Annotated in this window: 20 protein-coding genes; 11 read left to right on the forward strand and 9 right to left on the reverse strand. The window is 53.5% G+C overall.

All coding sequences use genetic code 11. The features are described from left to right. Positions 1-215 precede the first annotated feature (215 nt). On the reverse strand, positions 216-1052 hold the full coding sequence (gene fdhD, locus J1G48_RS21665; RefSeq protein ID WP_001059743.1) for a formate dehydrogenase accessory sulfurtransferase FdhD: 837 nt from the start codon (positions 1050-1052) through the stop codon (positions 216-218). A 194-nt stretch (positions 1053-1246) separates the two neighbouring features. Between fdhD and fdnG the strand changes: the two genes are divergently transcribed. Genes fdnG through fdhE form a run of 4 tightly spaced genes read left to right on the forward strand, consistent with a single transcriptional unit; the run spans position 1247 to position 6770 of the window. Beyond that, positions 1247-4297, forward strand: a complete 3051-nt coding sequence (fdnG, locus tag J1G48_RS21670; RefSeq protein ID WP_077248424.1) for a formate dehydrogenase-N subunit alpha — start codon at positions 1247-1249, stop codon at positions 4295-4297. Positions 4298-4309: 12 nt separating this feature from the next. Further along, positions 4310-5212: a formate dehydrogenase subunit beta gene (gene fdxH / locus J1G48_RS21675; protein WP_000331364.1), complete on the forward strand. Its 903-nt coding sequence runs from the start codon at positions 4310-4312 to the stop codon at positions 5210-5212. Continuing rightward, positions 5209-5844, forward strand: a complete 636-nt coding sequence (gene fdoI / locus J1G48_RS21680; protein ID WP_000829025.1) for a formate dehydrogenase cytochrome b556 subunit — start codon at positions 5209-5211, stop codon at positions 5842-5844. The genes fdxH and fdoI overlap by 4 nt, the downstream gene beginning before the upstream one ends. Beyond that, positions 5841-6770: a formate dehydrogenase accessory protein FdhE gene (gene fdhE, locus J1G48_RS21685; RefSeq protein ID WP_000027736.1), complete on the forward strand. Its 930-nt coding sequence runs from the start codon at positions 5841-5843 to the stop codon at positions 6768-6770. Before fdoI ends, fdhE begins: the two co-directional genes overlap by 4 nt. Positions 6771-6816: 46 nt before the next feature. Here the strand turns inward: fdhE and J1G48_RS21690 are convergent, their stop codons facing one another. Both J1G48_RS21690 and J1G48_RS21695 read right to left on the reverse strand, forming a co-directional pair. Next, entirely contained in the window at positions 6817-7107 is a 291-nt protein-coding gene (locus J1G48_RS21690; RefSeq protein ID WP_000362050.1) for a DNA-binding transcriptional regulator, read from the reverse strand. Continuing rightward, a complete protein-coding gene (locus J1G48_RS21695; protein ID WP_001159635.1) occupies positions 7108-7419 on the reverse strand; it encodes a cytotoxic translational repressor of toxin-antitoxin stability system in 312 nt (103 codons plus the stop codon). A 217-nt stretch (positions 7420-7636) separates the two neighbouring features. Here J1G48_RS21695 and J1G48_RS21700 point away from each other — a divergent pair, with 217 nt between their 5' ends. The 3 genes from J1G48_RS21700 (at position 7637) to J1G48_RS21710 (ending at position 9406) form a co-directional block, all read left to right on the forward strand. Further along, complete coding sequence (locus J1G48_RS21700; protein WP_001127705.1) at positions 7637-8566, forward strand: alpha/beta hydrolase; 930 nt, start codon at positions 7637-7639, stop codon at positions 8564-8566. Positions 8567-8651: 85 nt separating this feature from the next. Further along, positions 8652-8963, forward strand: a complete 312-nt coding sequence (locus tag J1G48_RS21705; RefSeq protein ID WP_000558168.1) for a type II toxin-antitoxin system HigB family toxin — start codon at positions 8652-8654, stop codon at positions 8961-8963. Beyond that, complete coding sequence (locus J1G48_RS21710; protein ID WP_001259009.1) at positions 8960-9406, forward strand: type II toxin-antitoxin system HigA family antitoxin; 447 nt, start codon at positions 8960-8962, stop codon at positions 9404-9406. The genes J1G48_RS21705 and J1G48_RS21710 overlap by 4 nt, the downstream gene beginning before the upstream one ends. A 14-nt stretch (positions 9407-9420) precedes the next feature. Here J1G48_RS21710 and fabY read toward each other — a convergent pair whose 3' ends face one another. From fabY to J1G48_RS21740, 6 genes are all read right to left on the reverse strand, one after another. Next, the gene (gene fabY, locus J1G48_RS21715; RefSeq protein ID WP_001518251.1) at positions 9421-10362 is read right to left on the reverse strand and encodes a fatty acid biosynthesis protein FabY; all 942 of its coding nucleotides are present in this window, start codon (positions 10360-10362) and stop codon (positions 9421-9423) included. Between the two features lie 44 nt (positions 10363-10406). Continuing rightward, entirely contained in the window at positions 10407-10844 is a 438-nt protein-coding gene (gene dtd, locus J1G48_RS21720; protein WP_000560968.1) for a D-aminoacyl-tRNA deacylase, read from the reverse strand. Then, the gene (locus J1G48_RS21725) at positions 10841-11713 is read right to left on the reverse strand and encodes a virulence factor BrkB family protein (RefSeq protein ID WP_000921423.1); all 873 of its coding nucleotides are present in this window, start codon (positions 11711-11713) and stop codon (positions 10841-10843) included. The genes dtd and J1G48_RS21725 overlap by 4 nt, the downstream gene beginning before the upstream one ends. Next, the gene (yihX, locus tag J1G48_RS21730; protein WP_000965695.1) at positions 11707-12306 is read right to left on the reverse strand and encodes a glucose-1-phosphatase; all 600 of its coding nucleotides are present in this window, start codon (positions 12304-12306) and stop codon (positions 11707-11709) included. The genes J1G48_RS21725 and yihX overlap by 7 nt, the downstream gene beginning before the upstream one ends. A gap of 190 nt (positions 12307-12496) precedes the next feature. Next, positions 12497-13300 (reverse strand): DeoR/GlpR family DNA-binding transcription regulator, encoded by an 804-nt coding sequence (locus J1G48_RS21735; protein WP_000059693.1) that lies wholly within the window; start codon positions 13298-13300, stop codon positions 12497-12499. 33 nt (positions 13301-13333) lie between these two features. Next, entirely contained in the window at positions 13334-14230 is an 897-nt protein-coding gene (locus J1G48_RS21740) for a sugar kinase (RefSeq protein ID WP_001520529.1), read from the reverse strand. 164 nt (positions 14231-14394) lie between these two features. Between J1G48_RS21740 and yihU the strand changes: the two genes are divergently transcribed. From yihU to J1G48_RS21760, 4 genes are read left to right on the forward strand one after another with little or no spacing between them, the layout of a single operon-like run. Continuing rightward, on the forward strand, positions 14395-15291 hold the full coding sequence (gene yihU / locus J1G48_RS21745) for a sulfolactaldehyde 3-reductase (protein WP_000268244.1): 897 nt from the start codon (positions 14395-14397) through the stop codon (positions 15289-15291). Between the two features lie 22 nt (positions 15292-15313). Then, complete coding sequence (gene yihT / locus J1G48_RS21750) at positions 15314-16192, forward strand: sulfofructosephosphate aldolase (protein WP_001067413.1); 879 nt, start codon at positions 15314-15316, stop codon at positions 16190-16192. Between the two features lie 15 nt (positions 16193-16207). Beyond that, on the forward strand, positions 16208-17449 hold the full coding sequence (gene yihS / locus J1G48_RS21755) for a sulfoquinovose isomerase (protein WP_000870887.1): 1242 nt from the start codon (positions 16208-16210) through the stop codon (positions 17447-17449). A gap of 3 nt (positions 17450-17452) precedes the next feature. After that, positions 17453-18310, forward strand: a complete 858-nt coding sequence (locus J1G48_RS21760; RefSeq protein WP_001675324.1) for an aldose-1-epimerase — start codon at positions 17453-17455, stop codon at positions 18308-18310. Positions 18311-18315: the final 5 nt, after the last annotated feature.

Consider the following 18315-nt stretch of genomic DNA (forward strand, 5'->3'; position numbering starts at 1 on the left):
TCGTTAGCGACTGTCGAAAGAGCGCCCCAGGGGCGCTTTTTTCGTTCGAAGTATTACCGGGTAGCAAGCGCCTCGTGAATGGCTGGAATAAGCTGCGGCCCAGCATAAAAACGATTAAAACCTGTATGGCCTCGCCACTATACGTGATTCCGTTATCAAGAGAGGCTGTAAAATTGAGAAAATATATATTTTACGCAAATGTAGAGGGTACTATTTTAGTCTGCGATTAACCGCTGCGGATGGGTATAAATCGTCGCCCGACCCGGCTTACAGAACCCCACCAGCGTAAGATTACACCGTTCAGCGACGTCAACCGCGAGCGTGGTAGCAGCAGAAACCGCAAACAAAATTTCCACACCGCACATCGCCGACTTCTGCACCATTTCGTAACTCGCACGACTGGAAACCAGCGCCGCGCCTTGCCGCCATTCCTCACCTTCCGTAGCGCGGCGGCCGAGCAGTTTATCCAGCGCAACGTGGCGTCCGACATCTTCATGGCCCCCCGCCAGTTCACCCGACGGCATGACCCACGCCGCAGCGTGCGTACAACCCGTCAGCTTACCCGTCGGTTGAAAATCATTCAGATGTTTTAACGCGCGATCAAGGTTACCGAGATTAAACGTTTGGCTAAACGGCAGCGGTTGCACCGGCTTACCGATGTCATTGAGCTGTTCCACGCCACACACGCCGCAACCGGTGCGTCCGGCCAGCGCGCGACGACGCGCTTTCAGCCCCATAAATCGACGGCTGGAAAGATCAATCTGCACTTCAAGTCCGTTACAGGACGGTACAACGTCCATGCCATAGATTTCACGCGGGCTGTCAATGATCCCTTCCGACAGAGAAAACCCCATTGCGAAATGCGTCAGATCTTTCGGAGAGGCCATCATAACAACATGCGAAATGCCGTTATACACCAGTGCCACAGGCACTTCCTCGGCAACATCATCAAGTTGGGGGGACTGCAAATCCTCGCGTTTCCAGAGAGTCAACTGGCGTGAGGTTGTGAAATCAGTCACATTTAGGACTTCTTCAGACAGTATATTGTTCACTTTCTTTTAACCATATAAGAACACACACACCAACATTATGGTATTCTGTTACAACTCCTCCCGGATGGAGGAAAATTTATCCAATTCTGAACCTTTGCGGGCCCGTCCGCAAAGAAAAATAACAACCACTCCCTGAGCGTTTCAGATAGAGAAATGTGAAAGAGAAGTGACAATGTCGAAACAAGGAGCAAACCATGCAGGTCAGCAGAAGGCAGTTCTTTAAGATCTGCGCTGGCGGTATGGCAGGCACCACGGCGGCGGCACTGGGCTTCGCGCCCGGCGTAGCGCTAGCGGAAACACGGCAATATAAACTGCTGCGCACCCGCGAAACCCGTAACACCTGCACCTACTGTTCCGTTGGCTGCGGGCTGTTGATGTACAGCCTCGGCGACGGTGCGAAAAACGCCAAAGCATCTATTTTCCATATCGAAGGGGACCCGGATCATCCGGTAAGCCGTGGCGCGCTGTGCCCGAAAGGGGCCGGTCTGGTGGACTTTATCCACTCTGAAAGCCGCCTGAAATTCCCGCAATACCGCGCGCCGGGTTCAGATAAGTGGCAACAGATCAGTTGGGAAGAAGCGTTTGACCGCATCGCTAAACTGATGAAGGAAGATCGCGACGCCAACTATCAGGCGCAGAACGCCGAAGGCGTTACCGTTAACCGCTGGCTCACCACCGGGATGCTGTGCGCTTCCGCATCCAGTAACGAGACGGGTTATTTAACGCAAAAATTCTCCCGCGCGCTGGGTATGCTCGCGGTCGACAACCAGGCGCGTGTCTGACACGGACCAACGGTAGCAAGTCTTGCTCCAACATTTGGTCGCGGTGCGATGACCAACCACTGGGTCGACATCAAGAACGCCAACCTCGTCGTGGTGATGGGCGGTAACGCCGCAGAAGCTCACCCGGTCGGGTTCCGCTGGGCGATGGAAGCCAAAATTCACAACGGCGCGAAGCTGATTGTGATCGATCCGCGCTTCACGCGTACCGCGTCGGTGGCCGATTTCTATGCGCCAATACGCTCTGGTACTGACATTGCCTTCTTGTCAGGCGTGATGCTGTATCTGCTGACCAACGAAAAATACAACCGTGAATACACCGAGGCCTATACCAATGCCAGCCTGATCGTGCGTGAAGATTTTGGCTTCGATGATGGTCTGTTCACCGGCTATGACGCAGACAAGCGGCAGTACGATAAAACCAGTTGGCACTATGAGCTGGACGAAAACGGTTTTGCCAAACGCGATACGACACTGCAACACCCGCGCTGTGTCTGGAATCTGTTGAAACAGCATGTCTCGCGCTATACGCCGGACGTGGTAGAAAATATCTGCGGTACGCCGAAAGCGGACTTCCTGAAAGTGTGCGAGTACATTGCAGAAACCAGCGCAAAAGATAAAACCGCGTCGTTCCTGTACGCGCTGGGCTGGACGCAGCATTCCATCGGCGCGCAGAACATCCGTACTATGGCAATGATCCAGCTTCTGCTCGGTAACATGGGGATGGCCGGCGGCGGCGTTAACGCCCTGCGCGGTCACTCCAATATTCAGGGACTGACCGACTTAGGACTGCTGTCGCAAAGTCTGCCGGGCTACCTGACGCTGCCGAGCGAAAAACAGACCGACCTGCAAACCTATCTGGCTGCCAATACGCCGAAGCCATTGTTGAAGGATCAGGTCAACTACTGGGGCAACTATCCGAAATTCTTCGTCTCGATGATGAAGGCCTTCTTTGGTGATAAAGCGACAGCGGAAAATAGCTGGGGCTTTGACTGGCTACCGAAGTGGGACAAAGGGTACGATGTACTGCAGTACTTCGAGATGATGAAACAGGGCAAGGTCAACGGCTATATCTGCCAGGGCTTTAACCCGGTGGCCTCATTCCCGAACAAAAACAAAGTGGTCGCGTCGCTTTCCAAACTGAAGTACCTGGTGACTATCGATCCGCTCAACACCGAAACGTCCACCTTCTGGCAAAACCACGGTGAGTCGAACGACGTTGATCCCGCAAAAATCCAGACCGAAGTGTTCCGTCTGCCTTCCACCTGTTTTGCCGAGGAAAATGGTTCCATCGTTAACTCCGGTCGCTGGTTACAGTGGCACTGGAAGGGCGCGGACGCCCCGGGAATTGCCATGACCGACGGCGAAATCCTCGCCGGTATCTTCTTACGCCTGCGTAAGATGTACTCTGAACAGGGCGGCGCCAACCCGGAACAGGTGCTGAATATGACCTGGAACTACACCAAACCATACGAACCCGCCTCTGAAGAAGTGGCGATGGAAAGTAACGGTAAAGCGCTGGCCGATCTTATCGACCCGGCAACCGGCGCGGTGGTGGTGAAGAAAGGTCAACAGCTCAGTTCGTTCGCGCAACTGCGCGATGACGGTACGACGTCCAGCGGCTGCTGGATTTTCGCCGGTAGCTGGACGCCGGAAGGCAACATGATGGCGCGTCGTGATAATGCCGACCCGTCTGGTCTCGGCAACACGCTGGGCTGGGCATGGGCATGGCCGCTTAACCGCCGCATCCTCTATAACCGCGCCTCCGCCGATCCGCAGGGTAATCCCTGGGACCCGAAACGTCAGCTACTGAAATGGGAAGGCGGCAAATGGGCCGGATGGGATATTCCGGACTACAGCGCCGCCGCGCCCGGCAGTGACGTCGGACCGTTTATCATGCAGCCGGAAGGGATGGGTCGCCTGTTTGCTATCGATAAGATGGCGGAAGGGCCGTTCCCGGAACACTACGAGCCGTTTGAAACGCCGCTGGGCACTAACCCGCTGCACCCGAACGTTATCTCTAACCCTGCCGCCCGTATCTTTAAAGACGATGCCGACGCGCTGGGTAAAGCGGATAAGTTCCCGTATGTCGGAACCACTTACCGTCTGACCGAGCACTTCCACTACTGGACCAAGCACGCGTTGCTTAACGCTATCGCCCAGCCGGAACAGTTTGTGGAAATTGGCGAGAAGCTGGCGAATAAGCTCGGCATCGCGCATGGCGATACCGTGAAGGTCTCCTCGAACCGCGGCTATATCAAAGCCAAAGCAGTGGTGACCAAGCGTATTCGCACGCTGAAAGCGGACGGCAAGGATATCGATACCATCGGTATTCCTATTCACTGGGGCTACGAAGGCGTGGCAAAAAAAGGCTTTATCGCCAATACGTTAACGCCTTTCGTCGGCGATGCGAACACGCAAACGCCGGAGTTTAAATCCTTCCTTGTGAACGTGGAAAAGGTGTAACGGAGACGACCTATGGCTTATCAATCGCAAGACATCATTCGTCGTTCCGCCACTAACGGTTTCACCCCCGCGCCCCAGGCGCGGGACCACCAGGAAGAGGTGGCGAAACTCATCGACGTCACCACCTGTATCGGCTGTAAAGCGTGTCAGGTGGCGTGCTCCGAGTGGAACGACATCCGTGATGAAGTGGGCAATAACGTCGGGGTGTATGACAACCCGGCGGACTTAACTGCGAAATCCTGGACGGTGATGCGCTTCTCGGAAGTGGAACAGAACGACAAACTGGAGTGGCTGATCCGTAAGGATGGCTGTATGCACTGCGCCGATCCCGGCTGCCTGAAGGCCTGTCCGGCGGAAGGGGCGATCATTCAGTACGCTAACGGTATTGTCGACTTCCAGTCCGAGCAGTGTATCGGCTGCGGCTACTGTATCGCTGGCTGCCCGTTCAACGTGCCGCGCCTCAACCCGGAAGACAACCGCGTCTATAAATGTACGCTGTGCGTTGACCGTGTGGTGGTCGGCCAGGAACCGGCCTGCGTGAAGACCTGTCCAACCGGCGCCATTCATTTTGGCTCGAAAGAGGATATGAAAACGCTGGCGGGCGAGCGGGTGGCGGAACTAAAAACCCGTGGTTATGACAACGCGGGTCTGTACGATCCGGCGGGCGTAGGCGGTACGCATGTCATGTACGTGCTGCATCATGCCGACAAGCCGAATCTGTATCACGGTCTGCCGGAGAACCCGGAAATCAGCGAAACCGTTAAGTTCTGGAAAGGCGTCTGGAAACCGCTCGCCGCGTTCGGTTTTGCCGCGACCTTTGCCGCCAGCGTCTTCCACTATGTCGGCGTCGGCCCGAACCGTGCGGAAGAGGAAGATGACAACCTGCATGAAGAGAAAGACGAGGTGCGCAAATGAAACGACGTGACACCATCGTGCGCTATACGGCGCCGGAACGCATCAACCACTGGATCGTCGCCTTCTGCTTCGTGCTGGCGGCGGTGAGCGGGCTGGGCTTTTTATTCCCATCCTTCAACTGGTTGATGCATATCCTGGGCACCCCACAACTGGCGCGAATTCTGCACCCGTTTGTGGGCGTGGTTATGTTTGCCTCGTTCATCATCATGTTTTTCCGTTATTGGCACCACAATCTAATCAATCGGGATGATATCTTTTGGGCGAAGAATATTCGTAAGATCGTCGTCAACGAGGAAGTGGGTGACACCGGGCGTTATAACTTCGGCCAGAAATGCGTATTCTGGGCGGCGATTATCTTCCTAGTGCTGCTGCTGGTGAGCGGGGTAATTATCTGGCGTCCGTACTTTGCGCCTGCTTTCTCAATCCCGGTGATCCGATTCGCGTTAATGTTGCATTCTTTTGCCGCAGTAGCGTTAATTGTGGTTATCATGGTGCATATCTACGCCGCCCTTTGGGTGAAAGGTACCATTACCGCGATGGTGGAAGGCTGGGTAACCCGGTCGTGGGCGAAGAAACATCACCCACGCTGGTACCGAGAAGTCCGCAAGACAACGGAAAAAGAAACTGAATGAGTATTCGCATAATCCCGCAAGATGAGCTGGGGTCGAGCGAGAAACGTACGGCGGATATGATTCCGCCGTTATTGTTCCCCCGACTCAAAAACGTCTACAACCGCCGCGCCGAACGTCTGCGCGAGCTGGCTGAAAATAACCCGCTGGGCGATTACCTGCGCTTTGCCGCGCTTATCGCGCACGCGCAGGAAGTGGTGCTGTACGATCATCCGCTGCGGATGGACCTCACCGCGCGCATTAAAGACGCGAACGATCAGGGCAAACCGCCGCTGGATATTCACGTTCTGCCGCGCGACAAGCACTGGCATACGCTGCTGCACTCGATGATTGCTGAACTGAAGCCGGAAATGAGCGGCCCGGCGCTGGCGGTTATCGAAAACCTGGAGAAAGCCTCCGAGCAGGAGCTGGAGCAGATGGCCAGCGCGCTGTTTGCCTCGGATTTTGCCTCCGTCAGCAGCGATAAAGCCCCGTTTATCTGGGCCGCGCTCTCCCTTTACTGGGCGCAAATGGCCAGCTTGATTCCAGGCAAAGCCCGCGCGGAATACGGTGAAGCGCGCCAGTATTGCCCGGTGTGCGGTTCGATGCCGGTCTCCAGCATGGTGCAGATCGGCACCACGCAGGGGCTGCGTTATCTGCACTGTAACCTGTGCGAAACCGAATGGCATGTCGTGCGCGTAAAATGCAGTAACTGCGAACAGAGCCGCGACTTACACTACTGGTCGCTGGAAAATGAGCAGGCTGCGGTGAAAGCCGAAAGCTGCGGCGATTGCGGGACTTACCTGAAGATTCTCTATCAGGAAAAAGACCCGAAAGTGGAAGCCGTGGCCGACGACCTCGCCTCGCTGGTGCTGGACGCGCGCATGGAGCAGGAAGGGTTCGCCCGCAGTTCCATCAACCCGTTCCTGTTCCCGGGGGAAGGGGAATAAGTTCTCTGGTATACCGGCTAGCAATCTACGTTAGCCGGATCATTGCTCAATAACGCAATGCTTGTATAACGTTTCTCGGGTCGTTGGCAATGGCGCGAAGTAACGCTTTGGCTGGCCCTGTCGGTGAACGTCTTCCTTGCTCCCAGTTGCGCAGCGTATCCACGTTGACCGAAATCAGTTCTGCAAACTTAGATTGCGACAACCCAGATGCCTGCCGTATTTCTTTAATCTTCATTGCATCAATATGAAAGGTACGAGAAGGCTCACGGGTCCCTTCAATGATTTCATTCATTTGAGACATACTTTGAGTTAATCGCTCAAATAACACTTTATCCATCTACCACCTCTCATTCAGCATACGAAGCACCGCTTTTTCCTGCGGCGTGAGATCATCTTTAATGCCTTTTTGATAAATCAGAAGCAAGCGAATCTCATACCGTTGACTACGGTGAAAATAGATAATTCGCACGCCACTACGCTTTCCTTTGCCTCGCGCTCCCCAGCGCATTTTTCTCAGGCCGCCCGTTTCCTGAATGACATCACCACAATCTGGATGCTGAGCCATAAAAACCTGAAGCTTATGGTATTCATCCTCATCGAGCAGTTTTTTAACATCTTCAGTAAAGAGTTCCGTTTCTATAAATTGCATATTCCATACGCCATTGGCTTATAGTAGTGAAAATAATCTATACGTCAATGGCGTATAGCATCATCATTTCACAGTACAAAAATTAAAAACCCAGCGCCAACCGCATTCCATTTTTTGCGAACCTCTATCCAGAATCATCATCCCCTCGTTTCACCACTTTCCATCCCCAACGAACCAGGTTATAAACTGTACATACATACAGTTAAAGGAGCGTTATATGCCACTGGAAAAAGGAATTGCCGAACTGGTCGCTGGGTTTATCGCCGCGGGACGCCCCTCTTCTCGCGAACAGAATATTGATGACCGGAGGGCGGGCTACATCGCCAGCACGACGCTGGCAGGAGAAACAGAAACCCGCGTCCAGGTTGAAGATATTGAACTCGATGCCATGACGTTTCGCGTGGTTTCGCCGCTCAATGCCACAGGGAAATTACCCTGCATCATTTATTATCATGGTGGCTGCTTTGTCAGCGGCGGTTTTGCCACTCACGATAACCAGTTAAGGCAGTTAGCTTTTTACAGCCGTTGTCGCGTGATTGCGGCACAGTACCGACTTGCACCAGAGCACACCTTCCCGGCCGCACATAACGATGCCGAAACCGGAGCTAATACTATCTGGAAATATGCCCAGAAACTGGGGATAGATCGCGAGAACATTACGCTTGCCGGTGACAGCGCGGGTGGGCATCTGGCGCTGGTCACCGCGCTACGCCTGAAAGCCGCCCGTCAATGGCAACCTGCACAGCTGATTCTGATCTACCCCATGCTGGACGCAACCGCCAGGTTTGCGAGCTACACCTGTAATGGGCTGGATTACATTATCACGCGTGACACGCTGCTTTCAGGCTACGAGATGTATATGCCGCGAACCGATCCACTGCATCCTGAAGCCAGTCCGCTCTGGCGTGAGGACTTCGCCGGACTGCCATCCACGCACATCATTACTGCCGAATTCGACCCACTGCGCGATGAGGGCGAGGCCCTGTATCAACGGTTCCAGGAACAGGGTGTGGAATGCACTTGCCAGCGCTATCTCGGTGTCATCCATGGCTTTTTCCAGCTAGGAGGCGTGAGCCAGGCGGCACGAAGCGCCATGCGAGATGTGGCCTGGCGTGTTGTAAGTCCATCAACAGGCAAAATGACCTAAAATTCAATTTTGTTTTCAACTTGAAAACTGGATAACGTTGCGCTAAATTGTTTTCAGGTTGAAAACTTTGTAATGGAACTACATTGTGCATGTTATCAGCCGAAAACCGTTCAATGAAGCGATGCTCATGTATCCAAACCATGAGCTTGCTCTCACTGAGTTGCTGAATGTTCTGGAGAAAAAAACACTCACTCAGCCTGAAGAGATGAAGCGGTATATTCCTTCACTGGATAATTTTAAGCACAGAGATAAATGGTGGGTGATTGATGTTTCTGGTAACAGCCTGAGACTCATTTCCTACATAGATTTCAGGTTACATAAGATATTTGTGAAACATATCGTTTCCCATGCCGAATATGACAAACTGACCGCATATGATCGGGGTAATAAAGAATGAGAACTCATCGTCAGATGGATGCAACCAGCGCAAAAAAGATCGTTGATACCTTCAGCGATGCGGTAAAAAGCGTCCCACTGATGGGGGAAGACCGAAATGACAATGAGTATCGCAGGGCACTAGCGCTAGTGGAGTTTCTGGTCGACCACGACGATCTTGAAAACCCACTATTTGAATTGCTCTGTGCCCGAATCAGTGAATACGAAAAACATGCGCCGGAATTCAAAGCACTCAACCAACACCTGGAGAAAACGCCCCCTGGCGTTTCAGTATTGCGAACGCTCATGGATCAATACGGTCTCAAAGCAGCAGATCTTGCCAACGAACTTGGTTCTAAATCGAACGTCAGCAACATCTTAAATGGCCGCAGAGCACTAACGGTTAATCATATTAAAGCGCTTACACAACGCTTCAAACTACCAGCAGATGCCTTCATCGAGTAGTTGGAGATGTCCAGCTACTCCTCCTCATTCCCGCCCTCTTCATACGGGCCGAACGGTTTCGCAGGTAGTACGATATAAATGCCTTCGAAAATTGCCCCAGCGGTCTCGCCGCCCAACAGTTCAACCTGCAACTGGACACGCGCTTTTTTACCCCGCGCCAGCCTGTCCAAATCACCGCTTAGCGACCCCAAATCAGCCACGGCGTTTGGCTTTCCGCTAATGGGTTTACTGTAGCGAATATGGGCGTCAGCAAGAATAATCGTCCCGCCCAGGTGGCGTTCACGGAGCATCAGCCAGATAAGTCCCCATCCGGTCAGCGTCGCCAGGGAGAACAAGCTGCCGGCAAACACCGTGTGATGCGGATTTTGATTACCGGTTTCCGGCATCGTGGTGATAAATTTTTGCCCGGTGTACTGCTGAATGCGCACCCCCATCTTTTCACTCAATGGAATGTGCTCATACCAGGCCTGCTGAAGCTGCCCGCACCAGTCGCCGCGATGCAGGATATCATCCAGCGATGCTACCGGTTTAATCATCAGAAAATGGCGGATTGGCGTGGTTGTGGGCGTAGTAATCTCCCCCTGATTGACAAACCCGAGTTTGGCAAAGAACTCAACCGCATCTTCGCGCGCACTGCAGGTGACGCGCTTAACGCCTTCCTGGCGGGCAACAGACTCCAGGGTCATCGCCATTAATGTCCCCAGCCCTTTATCCTGTACCGAGGGATGTACAGCCATAAAACGGATAGACGCCTCGTTATCTGCATTGATATACAGGCGGCCCACTGCAACTAAATTTCCTTCTTCGTCCACCACCATTTGATGGTGCGCCAACGCATCCCAGCCATCCCGCTCCGACCCTTTCGGCTGGTGCAGCGGTTTACGCAGCATCTCCCAGCGAAACTGGTAGTAACGTTCTAATTCTTCTTCTGTTTGCGGAACTCGAAGGTGATACATAGCCGTACTCTCTCTTGTTATCCGCGGCCACGCCGGAAGCTGACTCATACCTGGAGCCAGAATGTCACGGGGCCGTCATTAACCAGCTCAACCTGCATATCGGCAGCGAAGCGTCCGGTTTGCGTGTCTATCGCCTGCTGGCGGCAGCGTTCGACAAAATATTCATAAAGCGCCTGCGCGCGATCCGGCGCAGCCCCGCCGGAAAAGCTTGGTCGCATACCACGCTCGGTATCTGCCGCCAGCGTAAACTGCGACACCACCAGCACGCTGCCGCCAGCCTGTTGTACATTCAGATTCATCTTGCCGTCAGCATCGCTGAAGATACGGTATCCCAGCACGCGCTCGCACAGACGATTCGCTTTTTGTTCGTCATCTTCTTTTTCGACACCCAATAACACCAAAAGTCCTGGGCCGATTTCACCCGTCACCTCGTCCTCCACGGTGACGCTGGCACGGGTTACGCGTTGAATTAATGCAATCATGGTTGGTCAGCTTCTTCTTGTTCTGCGGCTTGTTTGAGTTTTCGGTATTCCCCGAGAGTGACAGTTATTTCTGCGCCAAGCAAGACTATACACCAGGTCCAGTATACCCAGACAAACAGGATAGGGATCACTGCCAGTACGCCATAAATGAGCTGATATGACGGGAACATGGTGATATAAAGCGCGAAACCTTTCTTTCCGGCCTCGAACAGCAACGCTGCGACAAACGCGCCGACAAGGGCGTCACGGTTCGGTACGCGAGTTGTTGGGACAATACTGTAAAGTAACCAGAATGAGATCCACGAGAGCAGCAGCGGAAGGATGCGCAATACATTGTCGATGACCGTATTCAGATCGCTGGCCCAGCGTAAAGAAAGCAGGTAGGAGCTGATCGCCAGGCTGGCACCGGCGAGAAGCGGGCCGAGCGTGAGGATCATCCAGTACACCGCAAAAGAGTACACTTTTGGCCGTGTGCGTTTGCTGCGCCAGATAGTGTTTAAGGCGCTATCAATGGCGTACATCAACAGCAATGCCGTCACAATCAGTCCACAGGCACCCACCGCCGTCATTTTGTTGGAGTTAGCGACAAACTGCTCAATATAGCGCTGAATCACGTCTCCGGTGGCTGGCATAAAGTTAGCAAAAATAAAATGGCGTAACTGAATGCTGACATCAGAAAACATCGGAAAAGCAGCGAAAAGGGCAAAAACGACGGCAATAAGCGGTACTAAGGAGAGTAATGAGACATAAGCGAGATTTCCCGCCAGAGTCGTCATATTATCCTCATCGATACGCTGCCATAATAGCTTGAGCCAGGCCCGAACAGGGCGCGTATGGCGTCCAGCTTTTTGGTGAACGGTTTTTAGCATAACAGCTTCGCGAAATAGTCAGGGATGGTGGCTTTATCCTTCACCAGAATGCTGGTGATCCCCAACTGGTTGGCCCCTTCTATATTATCGGCATTGTCGTCGAAAAAGACCGCATCGGCAGCAGAAAAACCTTCTTTCTGCAGGACGTGCTGATAAATACGCGCTTCCGGCTTACGCATTCCCAAATCCTGGGATAAATAAATATGGTCGGCGGCAGCGCGCACCTCCGGATATTCTTCCGGCCAGAAGTGGGTATGCAGTCGGTTAGTATTGGATAGCACCACCACGCGATGCCCCTGCTCGCGCAGTTTATGCATGATAGCAATCACTTCGGGCCGTAATCCGACAAATACCGCCTGCCAGCCGTGCGCAAATTGTTCATAACTGAGCGATAACGCCATTTCATGACAGAAAGCTTCAGCAAACGCTTCGTCCGTTATCTCACCGCGTTCATGTTGGTGAAAAGTCTCGCCCATCGTAAATTTTTGCTTCAGCGAAGCCAGCGGTACTCGACTCAGGTCGCTCCACACACCTAATACGCGGTTAAAGTCGATGTCGACAATCACATTACCTAAATCAAAGATGTAGAGCATGTCATTCTCCTTGCTAACCGGGGATGAATAACTGTAGCGGGAAAGGAGAAGTTTGACTATGTATCCCTTTATAAATCAATTAACAAAAAGACAATAGAAACGCAGACGATGTTCAATATCGCCTGCATCACAGCGCCGTTTTATTGGCTGGATAAAGCGCTGACGCGACCATCCGGCGCAAGGGCGCTTGTCACGCTGAAACGGCGTCGTCCAGCGAAGGACTCACCTGAACCACTTCGATTTGCTGGGATTGAAGTAAATTCTGTAATGCCGGACCGGGATACTCGTCCGTAAACAGAGCGGTAATCTGTGACACATTGCCGATCTCAACCGCCGCAGAAGCATGGTATTTCGTATGATCGGCGGCCAGCAGAATATGTCGCGAGTGGGCCATCATGGTTTTCACTACGCTGGCTTCGTTGACATCAAACTCCAGTAACGCGCCATCGCTCTCTATCGCGCCTACGCTGGTGACGAGATAGTCCGCCCGGAACCCCGCCACAAACGCCGCCGCGGATGGCCCGATAATGCCGCTATTATGCGGGCGCAGCGTGCCGCCAGGCACCATCACTTCAAAGCGAGGGTTATTATAAAGAATGTGCGCGACGCGCAGGCTATTGGTGATAATGCGCAGATGATTATGGTTGAGCAGCGCGCGCGCCACCTGCTCAACCGTCGTTCCAATCGTGATAAATATCGTGGAGCCATCCGGAATATAGTCAGCCACGGCTTCCGCAATGGCTTTTTTCTCTTGCGTCCAGGAGACCTCTCGCTGCTCAAAGGCGGTATTGACCACACTGGACGCTCTGCCAGCGCCGCCGTGATGACGCGTAATCAGCCCCTGCTCGCTTAATTTACGAATATCGCGGCGAACCGTCTGGGTAGAGACCTCCAACAAACTGGCTAACTCATCGATATTCATATAGCCGCGTTCATCAATTAGCATTAACAGCCGATCGTGTCGCGGATTACCGGTCAGTTCGGTAAGACTCATGAGCATTCCTCTAAAAGCTTCCTACTGCTCATATTATACAAAAAGTGACAAGAAAGATCGGGTTTGCTCACAATCAGGGATACCCGCCCGGCCACCCGGGCGCGTACACTTCAGCGCGGCAACGCCGCTGGCGAATCTGACAGCCTCTTCGATGGCGTATCCGCTTGCCAGGCCAAATGCCAGTGCGCCATGAAAAACATCGCCCGCGCCAGTAGTATCCACCACCTCCACGGTAAAACCCGGTTGGTGGCGTACCGCCGCTTTTTCCAACCAGTTGCAGCCTTCGCTGCCTCGCGTGACATAGACATGTCCATTTGTGAGCATTTGTGCTTTTTTTAGCGCATCAATGGCTTCGCTCATCCCCGTCAGGCGTGCCAGCCCTGGCTCGGAGAAGGCGGCGTGGTCGCTTAACGCCACCAGCTCGCTAATATCCTGCGGCGTAATATCGCCATCAAGAACAGTCATGACGCCAGCCTGACGCGCCAGCGTAAACGCCTGTTTTGCGCCGTCATGCCAGCGCACATCCGCCAACACCACATCCCACTGCGAAAAATCGATGTCGTTAAGCCAGTCGGCGTCAGGTAATAAATCCGGGCTGGGATAATTAACGATAATCCGCTCTCCTTTGGCATCCACCATAATCGCTGACTGCGAGGACATGGCCTGCGTGTAGCGGCGGGTATAGCGGGTATTTACCCCCAGGGATTCCAGTTCCGCCAGCAGGCTGTTTCCGGTGTCGTCATCGCCCACACGGCCAATAAAGTCCACCTGCGCGCCCAATTTCGCCGCAGCCACGGCAGCGGTCGCCGCAGGCCCGCCGCCCACTTCCGTATAGCGCTTCGCCACATATTTACCCCCTTCTGTCGGTAATCCTTCCACGTAATAGATGCGATCCATCACGGTAATACCTACACAAGCAATACGAACCATGGTCATTCCTCAAGCATTTTCGATGTGATCATTTTAATTTCACGAAATGTTTAAAAAGTGACGGCTGTCAATTTTTTGACTATAAATTACAAATACGATCACAAACAGACAGGAAAAGGCTCATTAATGACAAAAAATGACACCACCGTGTTCAGGAGAACGATATGGCAGTTATAGCATTTATCGGGTTGGGACAGATGGGCTCCCCTATGGCGAGCAATCTGCTAAAGCAGGGCCATCAACTCAGCGTCTTCGATGTTAATCCCGACGCCGTACAGCGTCTGGTAGACAAAGGCGCGCAACCTGCAAGCAGCCCGGCTCAGGCAACCATCGGCGCTGAATTTGTTATCACCATGCTCCCGAACGGCGATCTGGTTCGTTCCGTTTTGTTTGGCGAGCAAGGCGTTTGTGAAACTCTTTCCCATGAAGCGCTGGTCATTGATATGTCCACTATTCATCCGTTGCAAACCGATAAGCTGATTGCCGACATGCAGAGCAAAGGGTTCAGCATGATGGATGTGCCGGTAGGCCGGACATCCGACAACGCGATTACCGGCACATTGTTGCTGCTGGCAGGCGGTACGGCGGAGCAAGTAGAGCGTGCTACCCCTGTTCTGATGGCGATGGGTAATGAGCTGGTCAACACCGGCGGCCCGGGAATGGGTATTCGCTTAAAACTGATCAACAACTACATGAGTATTGCGCTAAATGCGCTCTCCGCCGAAGCCGCCGTGCTGTGTGAAGCGCTGGGGCTTTCCTTCGACGTGGCTTTAAAAGTGATGAGCGGCACTGCCGCAGGCAAAGGGCATTTCACCACCACCTGGCCGAATAAAGTGATGAAAGGAGATCTGTCTCCCGCCTTCATGATCGATCTGGCGCACAAAGATCTTGGCATCGCGTTGGATGTCGCCAATCAACTGCACGTACCGATGCCGCTCGGCGCCGCCTCCCGTGAAGTTTATAACCTGGCGCGGGCCGCAGGCCGCGGTCGGGAAGACTGGAGCGCCATCCTGGAACAGGTGCGCATCAGCGCCGGGCTGACCGCCAACGTAAAAAAGTAACGACTGTATAAAGGAAAATTGAATGAACAACTACACCATCAAAGACATTACGCGAGCGTCCGGCGGGTTTGCCATGCTGGCTGTCGATCAGCGCGAGGCGATGCGTTTAATGTTTGCTGCTGCTGGTGCGAAAACACCCGTTGCCGATAGCGTGCTGACGGATTTCAAAGTGAATGCGGCGAAAATTCTTTCCCCGTATGCCTCTGCCGTTCTGCTGGATCAGCAGTTCTGTTATCGCCAGGCCGTAGAACAAAACGCGGTCGCTAAAAGCTGCGCCATGATCGTCGCGGCGGATGATTTCATCCCGGGCAACGGTATTCCCGTTGATAACGTGGTCATTGATAAAAAAATTAATGCGCAGGCGGTAAAACGGGATGGCGCGAAAGCCTTAAAACTGTTGGTGCTGTGGCGCAGCGATGAAGACGCGCAGCAGCGTCTGGATATGGTCAAAGAATTCAATGAATTATGTCACTCCAATGGTTTGCTGAGCATTATCGAACCGGTTGTTCGTCCGCCGCGCTGCGGCGACAAGTTCGATCGCGAGCAGGCGATTATCGATGCGGCCAAAGAGCTGGGCGACAGCGGCGCCGATCTTTACAAAGTTGAAATGCCGCTCTACGGCAAAGGCGCGCGTTCCGATCTTCTTACCGCCTCACAACGCCTGAATGGGCATATCAATATGCCGTGGGTCATCCTCTCTTCCGGTGTGGACGAAAAACTGTTCCCTCGCGCGGTCAGGGTCGCCATGGAAGCTGGCGCATCCGGGTTCCTGGCGGGACGCGCGGTCTGGTCATCAGTGATTGGTCTACCGGATACCGAGCTGATGCTACGTGATGTTTCCGCGCCTAAGTTGCAACGTCTGGGCGAGATCGTCGATGAAATGATGGCGAAACGTCGTTAATACGAGGATGAAAGAATGAAATGGTTTAACACGTTGAGCCACAACCACTGGCTGGAGCAGGAAACCGACCGCATCTTTAATTTCGGTAAAAACGCCGTGGTGCCGACAGGCTTCGGCTGGCTGGGAAATAAAGGGCAAATTAAAGAAGAGATGGGCACCCATCTTTGGATCACGGCGCGTATGTTGCACGTTTATTCCGTGGCGGCGTCGATGGGCCGACCGGGCGCTTATGATCTGGTCGATCATGGCATCAAAGCCATGAACGGCGCGCTGCGCGATAAAAAATACGGCGGCTGGTATGCCTGCGTTAACGATCAGGGCGTGGTGGATGCCTCTAAACAGGGTTATCAACACTTCTTCGCCTTGCTGGGCGCGGCCAGCGCCGTCACGACCGGGCATCCTGAAGCCAGGAAATTGCTGGATTACACCATAGAAGTGATTGAGAAATACTTCTGGAGTGAAGAAGAGCAGATGTGCCTGGAGTCCTGGGACGAAGCCTTCAGCCAGACGGAAGATTACCGTGGCGGTAACGCCAATATGCACGCCGTCGAAGCGTTCCTGATTGTTTATGACGTTACCCATGACAAAAAATGGCTGGATCGCGCGCTGCGTATCGCGTCGGTAATTATTCATGATGTGGCGCGCAACGGTGATTACCGCGTCAATGAGCACTTCGATTCACAGTGGAACCCTATCCGCGACTACAACAAAGATAATCCTGCCCACCGTTTCCGCGCCTACGGCGGTACGCCAGGTCACTGGATTGAATGGGGCCGTCTGATGCTCCATCTCCATGCTGCGCTGGAGGCCCGCTTCGAAACGCCACCCGCCTGGCTGCTGGAAGACGCGAAAGGTCTGTTCCATGCCACTATCCGCGACGCCTGGGCGCCAGATGGCGCAGACGGTTTTGTCTACTCAGTCGACTGGGACGGTAAACCTATCGTACGTGAACGCGTGCGCTGGCCGATTGTGGAAGCGATGGGTACGGCCTACGCCCTCCACACCCTGACGGGCGATAGCCAGCATGAAGAGTGGTATCAGAAATGGTGGGACTACTGCATTAAGTACCTGATGGACTATGAAAATGGTTCCTGGTGGCAAGAGCTGGACGCCGATAACAAAGTGACCACCAAAGTGTGGGACGGCAAGCAAGATATTTACCATCTGCTGCACTGTCTGGTCATTCCTCGTCTGCCACTGGCGCCGGGCCTGGCTCCGGCGGTCGCGGCGGGTCTCCTGGATATCAACGCGAAATAGGTCATGAGGATGGCAGCCATGCATAGCGGTGGAAAAACTATTCAGCTTAATGCGGGCCATTACCAGGCGAAAATCGTCACGGTTGGCGCAGGTCTGGCGGAACTGACTCATCATGGACGTCATGTGGTCATCCCGCATAAACCGGAAGAAATACCCATGGCGCATCTGGGGAAAGTATTGATTCCCTGGCCAAATCGCGTGACAAATGGCTGCTACTCCTATAACGGCAAAGTTTTCCAGCTTGCCGTTAACGACCCGGTTTCGCAGACCGCCATTCACGGTCTGTTAGCCTGGCGAGACTGGCAGATTAATTATCAGTCGACGACGGAAGCGTCGCTAACGATTTTTCTGCCGCCCTCTTACGGCTATCCCTTTGCGTTGATATCGGAAGTGATTTATCGGTTAGATGCCGCCAGTGGGCTGCACGTATTGATTCGTACGCAAAACATTGGCGATGAATCAGCCCCTTATGGCGCGGGCGCACATCCTTATTTGACTTGTAACCTGCAAAGCATCGATAGCTGTGTATTAACACTGCCGGCAAGCGAAGAATTGCCCGCAGGCAGAGATTTTTCCGCATCATGCCTGCTCGGCGAAACGCGCCTTGATCATGCGGTTAAGACCGCGACTACCCCGGCTGAGTGGGAGGTCAGACTTACCAGCCCAACGCAGAACATGTCCACATTTTTACGCAGCACCCAGCCCTGGTTGCAGATCTATACCGGCGAAAAACTCAGCCGAAAAGGTCTCGCGGTAGAGCCTATGAGCTGCCCGCCCGATGCATTTAATTCCGGGATCGCACTGATTCATCTTGCCCCAAAAGCGATCCATCAACTGCATTTTTCCATCGGCTGCGACTAGCCCAA

Origin of the sequence: Salmonella sp. SAL-020 (assembly GCF_017372215.1) — a bacterium.
Taxonomy (GTDB): domain Bacteria; phylum Pseudomonadota; class Gammaproteobacteria; order Enterobacterales; family Enterobacteriaceae; genus Salmonella; species Salmonella enterica.

Coding starts and splice junctions, on each gene's coding strand:
- J1G48_RS21735 (WP_000059693.1), bottom strand. CDS start 13,300: ATGAGTCTTACCGAACTGACCGGTAATCCGCGACACGATCGGCTGTTA.
- fdhE (WP_000027736.1), top strand. CDS start 5,841: ATGAGTATTCGCATAATCCCGCAAGATGAGCTGGGGTCGAGCGAGAAA.
- yihX (WP_000965695.1), bottom strand. CDS start 12,306: ATGCTCTACATCTTTGATTTAGGTAATGTGATTGTCGACATCGACTTT.
- J1G48_RS21695 (WP_001159635.1), bottom strand. CDS start 7,419: ATGCAATTTATAGAAACGGAACTCTTTACTGAAGATGTTAAAAAACTG.
- yihS (WP_000870887.1), top strand. CDS start 16,208: ATGAAATGGTTTAACACGTTGAGCCACAACCACTGGCTGGAGCAGGAA.
- J1G48_RS21725 (WP_000921423.1), bottom strand. CDS start 11,713: ATGCTAAAAACCGTTCACCAAAAAGCTGGACGCCATACGCGCCCTGTT.
- yihU (WP_000268244.1), top strand. CDS start 14,395: ATGGCAGTTATAGCATTTATCGGGTTGGGACAGATGGGCTCCCCTATG.
- dtd (WP_000560968.1), bottom strand. CDS start 10,844: ATGATTGCATTAATTCAACGCGTAACCCGTGCCAGCGTCACCGTGGAG.
- J1G48_RS21740 (WP_001520529.1), bottom strand. CDS start 14,230: ATGGTTCGTATTGCTTGTGTAGGTATTACCGTGATGGATCGCATCTAT.
- J1G48_RS21690 (WP_000362050.1), bottom strand. CDS start 7,107: ATGGATAAAGTGTTATTTGAGCGATTAACTCAAAGTATGTCTCAAATG.
- J1G48_RS21700 (WP_001127705.1), top strand. CDS start 7,637: ATGCCACTGGAAAAAGGAATTGCCGAACTGGTCGCTGGGTTTATCGCC.
- J1G48_RS21760 (WP_001675324.1), top strand. CDS start 17,453: ATGAGGATGGCAGCCATGCATAGCGGTGGAAAAACTATTCAGCTTAAT.
- yihT (WP_001067413.1), top strand. CDS start 15,314: ATGAACAACTACACCATCAAAGACATTACGCGAGCGTCCGGCGGGTTT.
- J1G48_RS21710 (WP_001259009.1), top strand. CDS start 8,960: ATGAGAACTCATCGTCAGATGGATGCAACCAGCGCAAAAAAGATCGTT.
- fdxH (WP_000331364.1), top strand. CDS start 4,310: ATGGCTTATCAATCGCAAGACATCATTCGTCGTTCCGCCACTAACGGT.
- fdoI (WP_000829025.1), top strand. CDS start 5,209: ATGAAACGACGTGACACCATCGTGCGCTATACGGCGCCGGAACGCATC.
- fabY (WP_001518251.1), bottom strand. CDS start 10,362: ATGTATCACCTTCGAGTTCCGCAAACAGAAGAAGAATTAGAACGTTAC.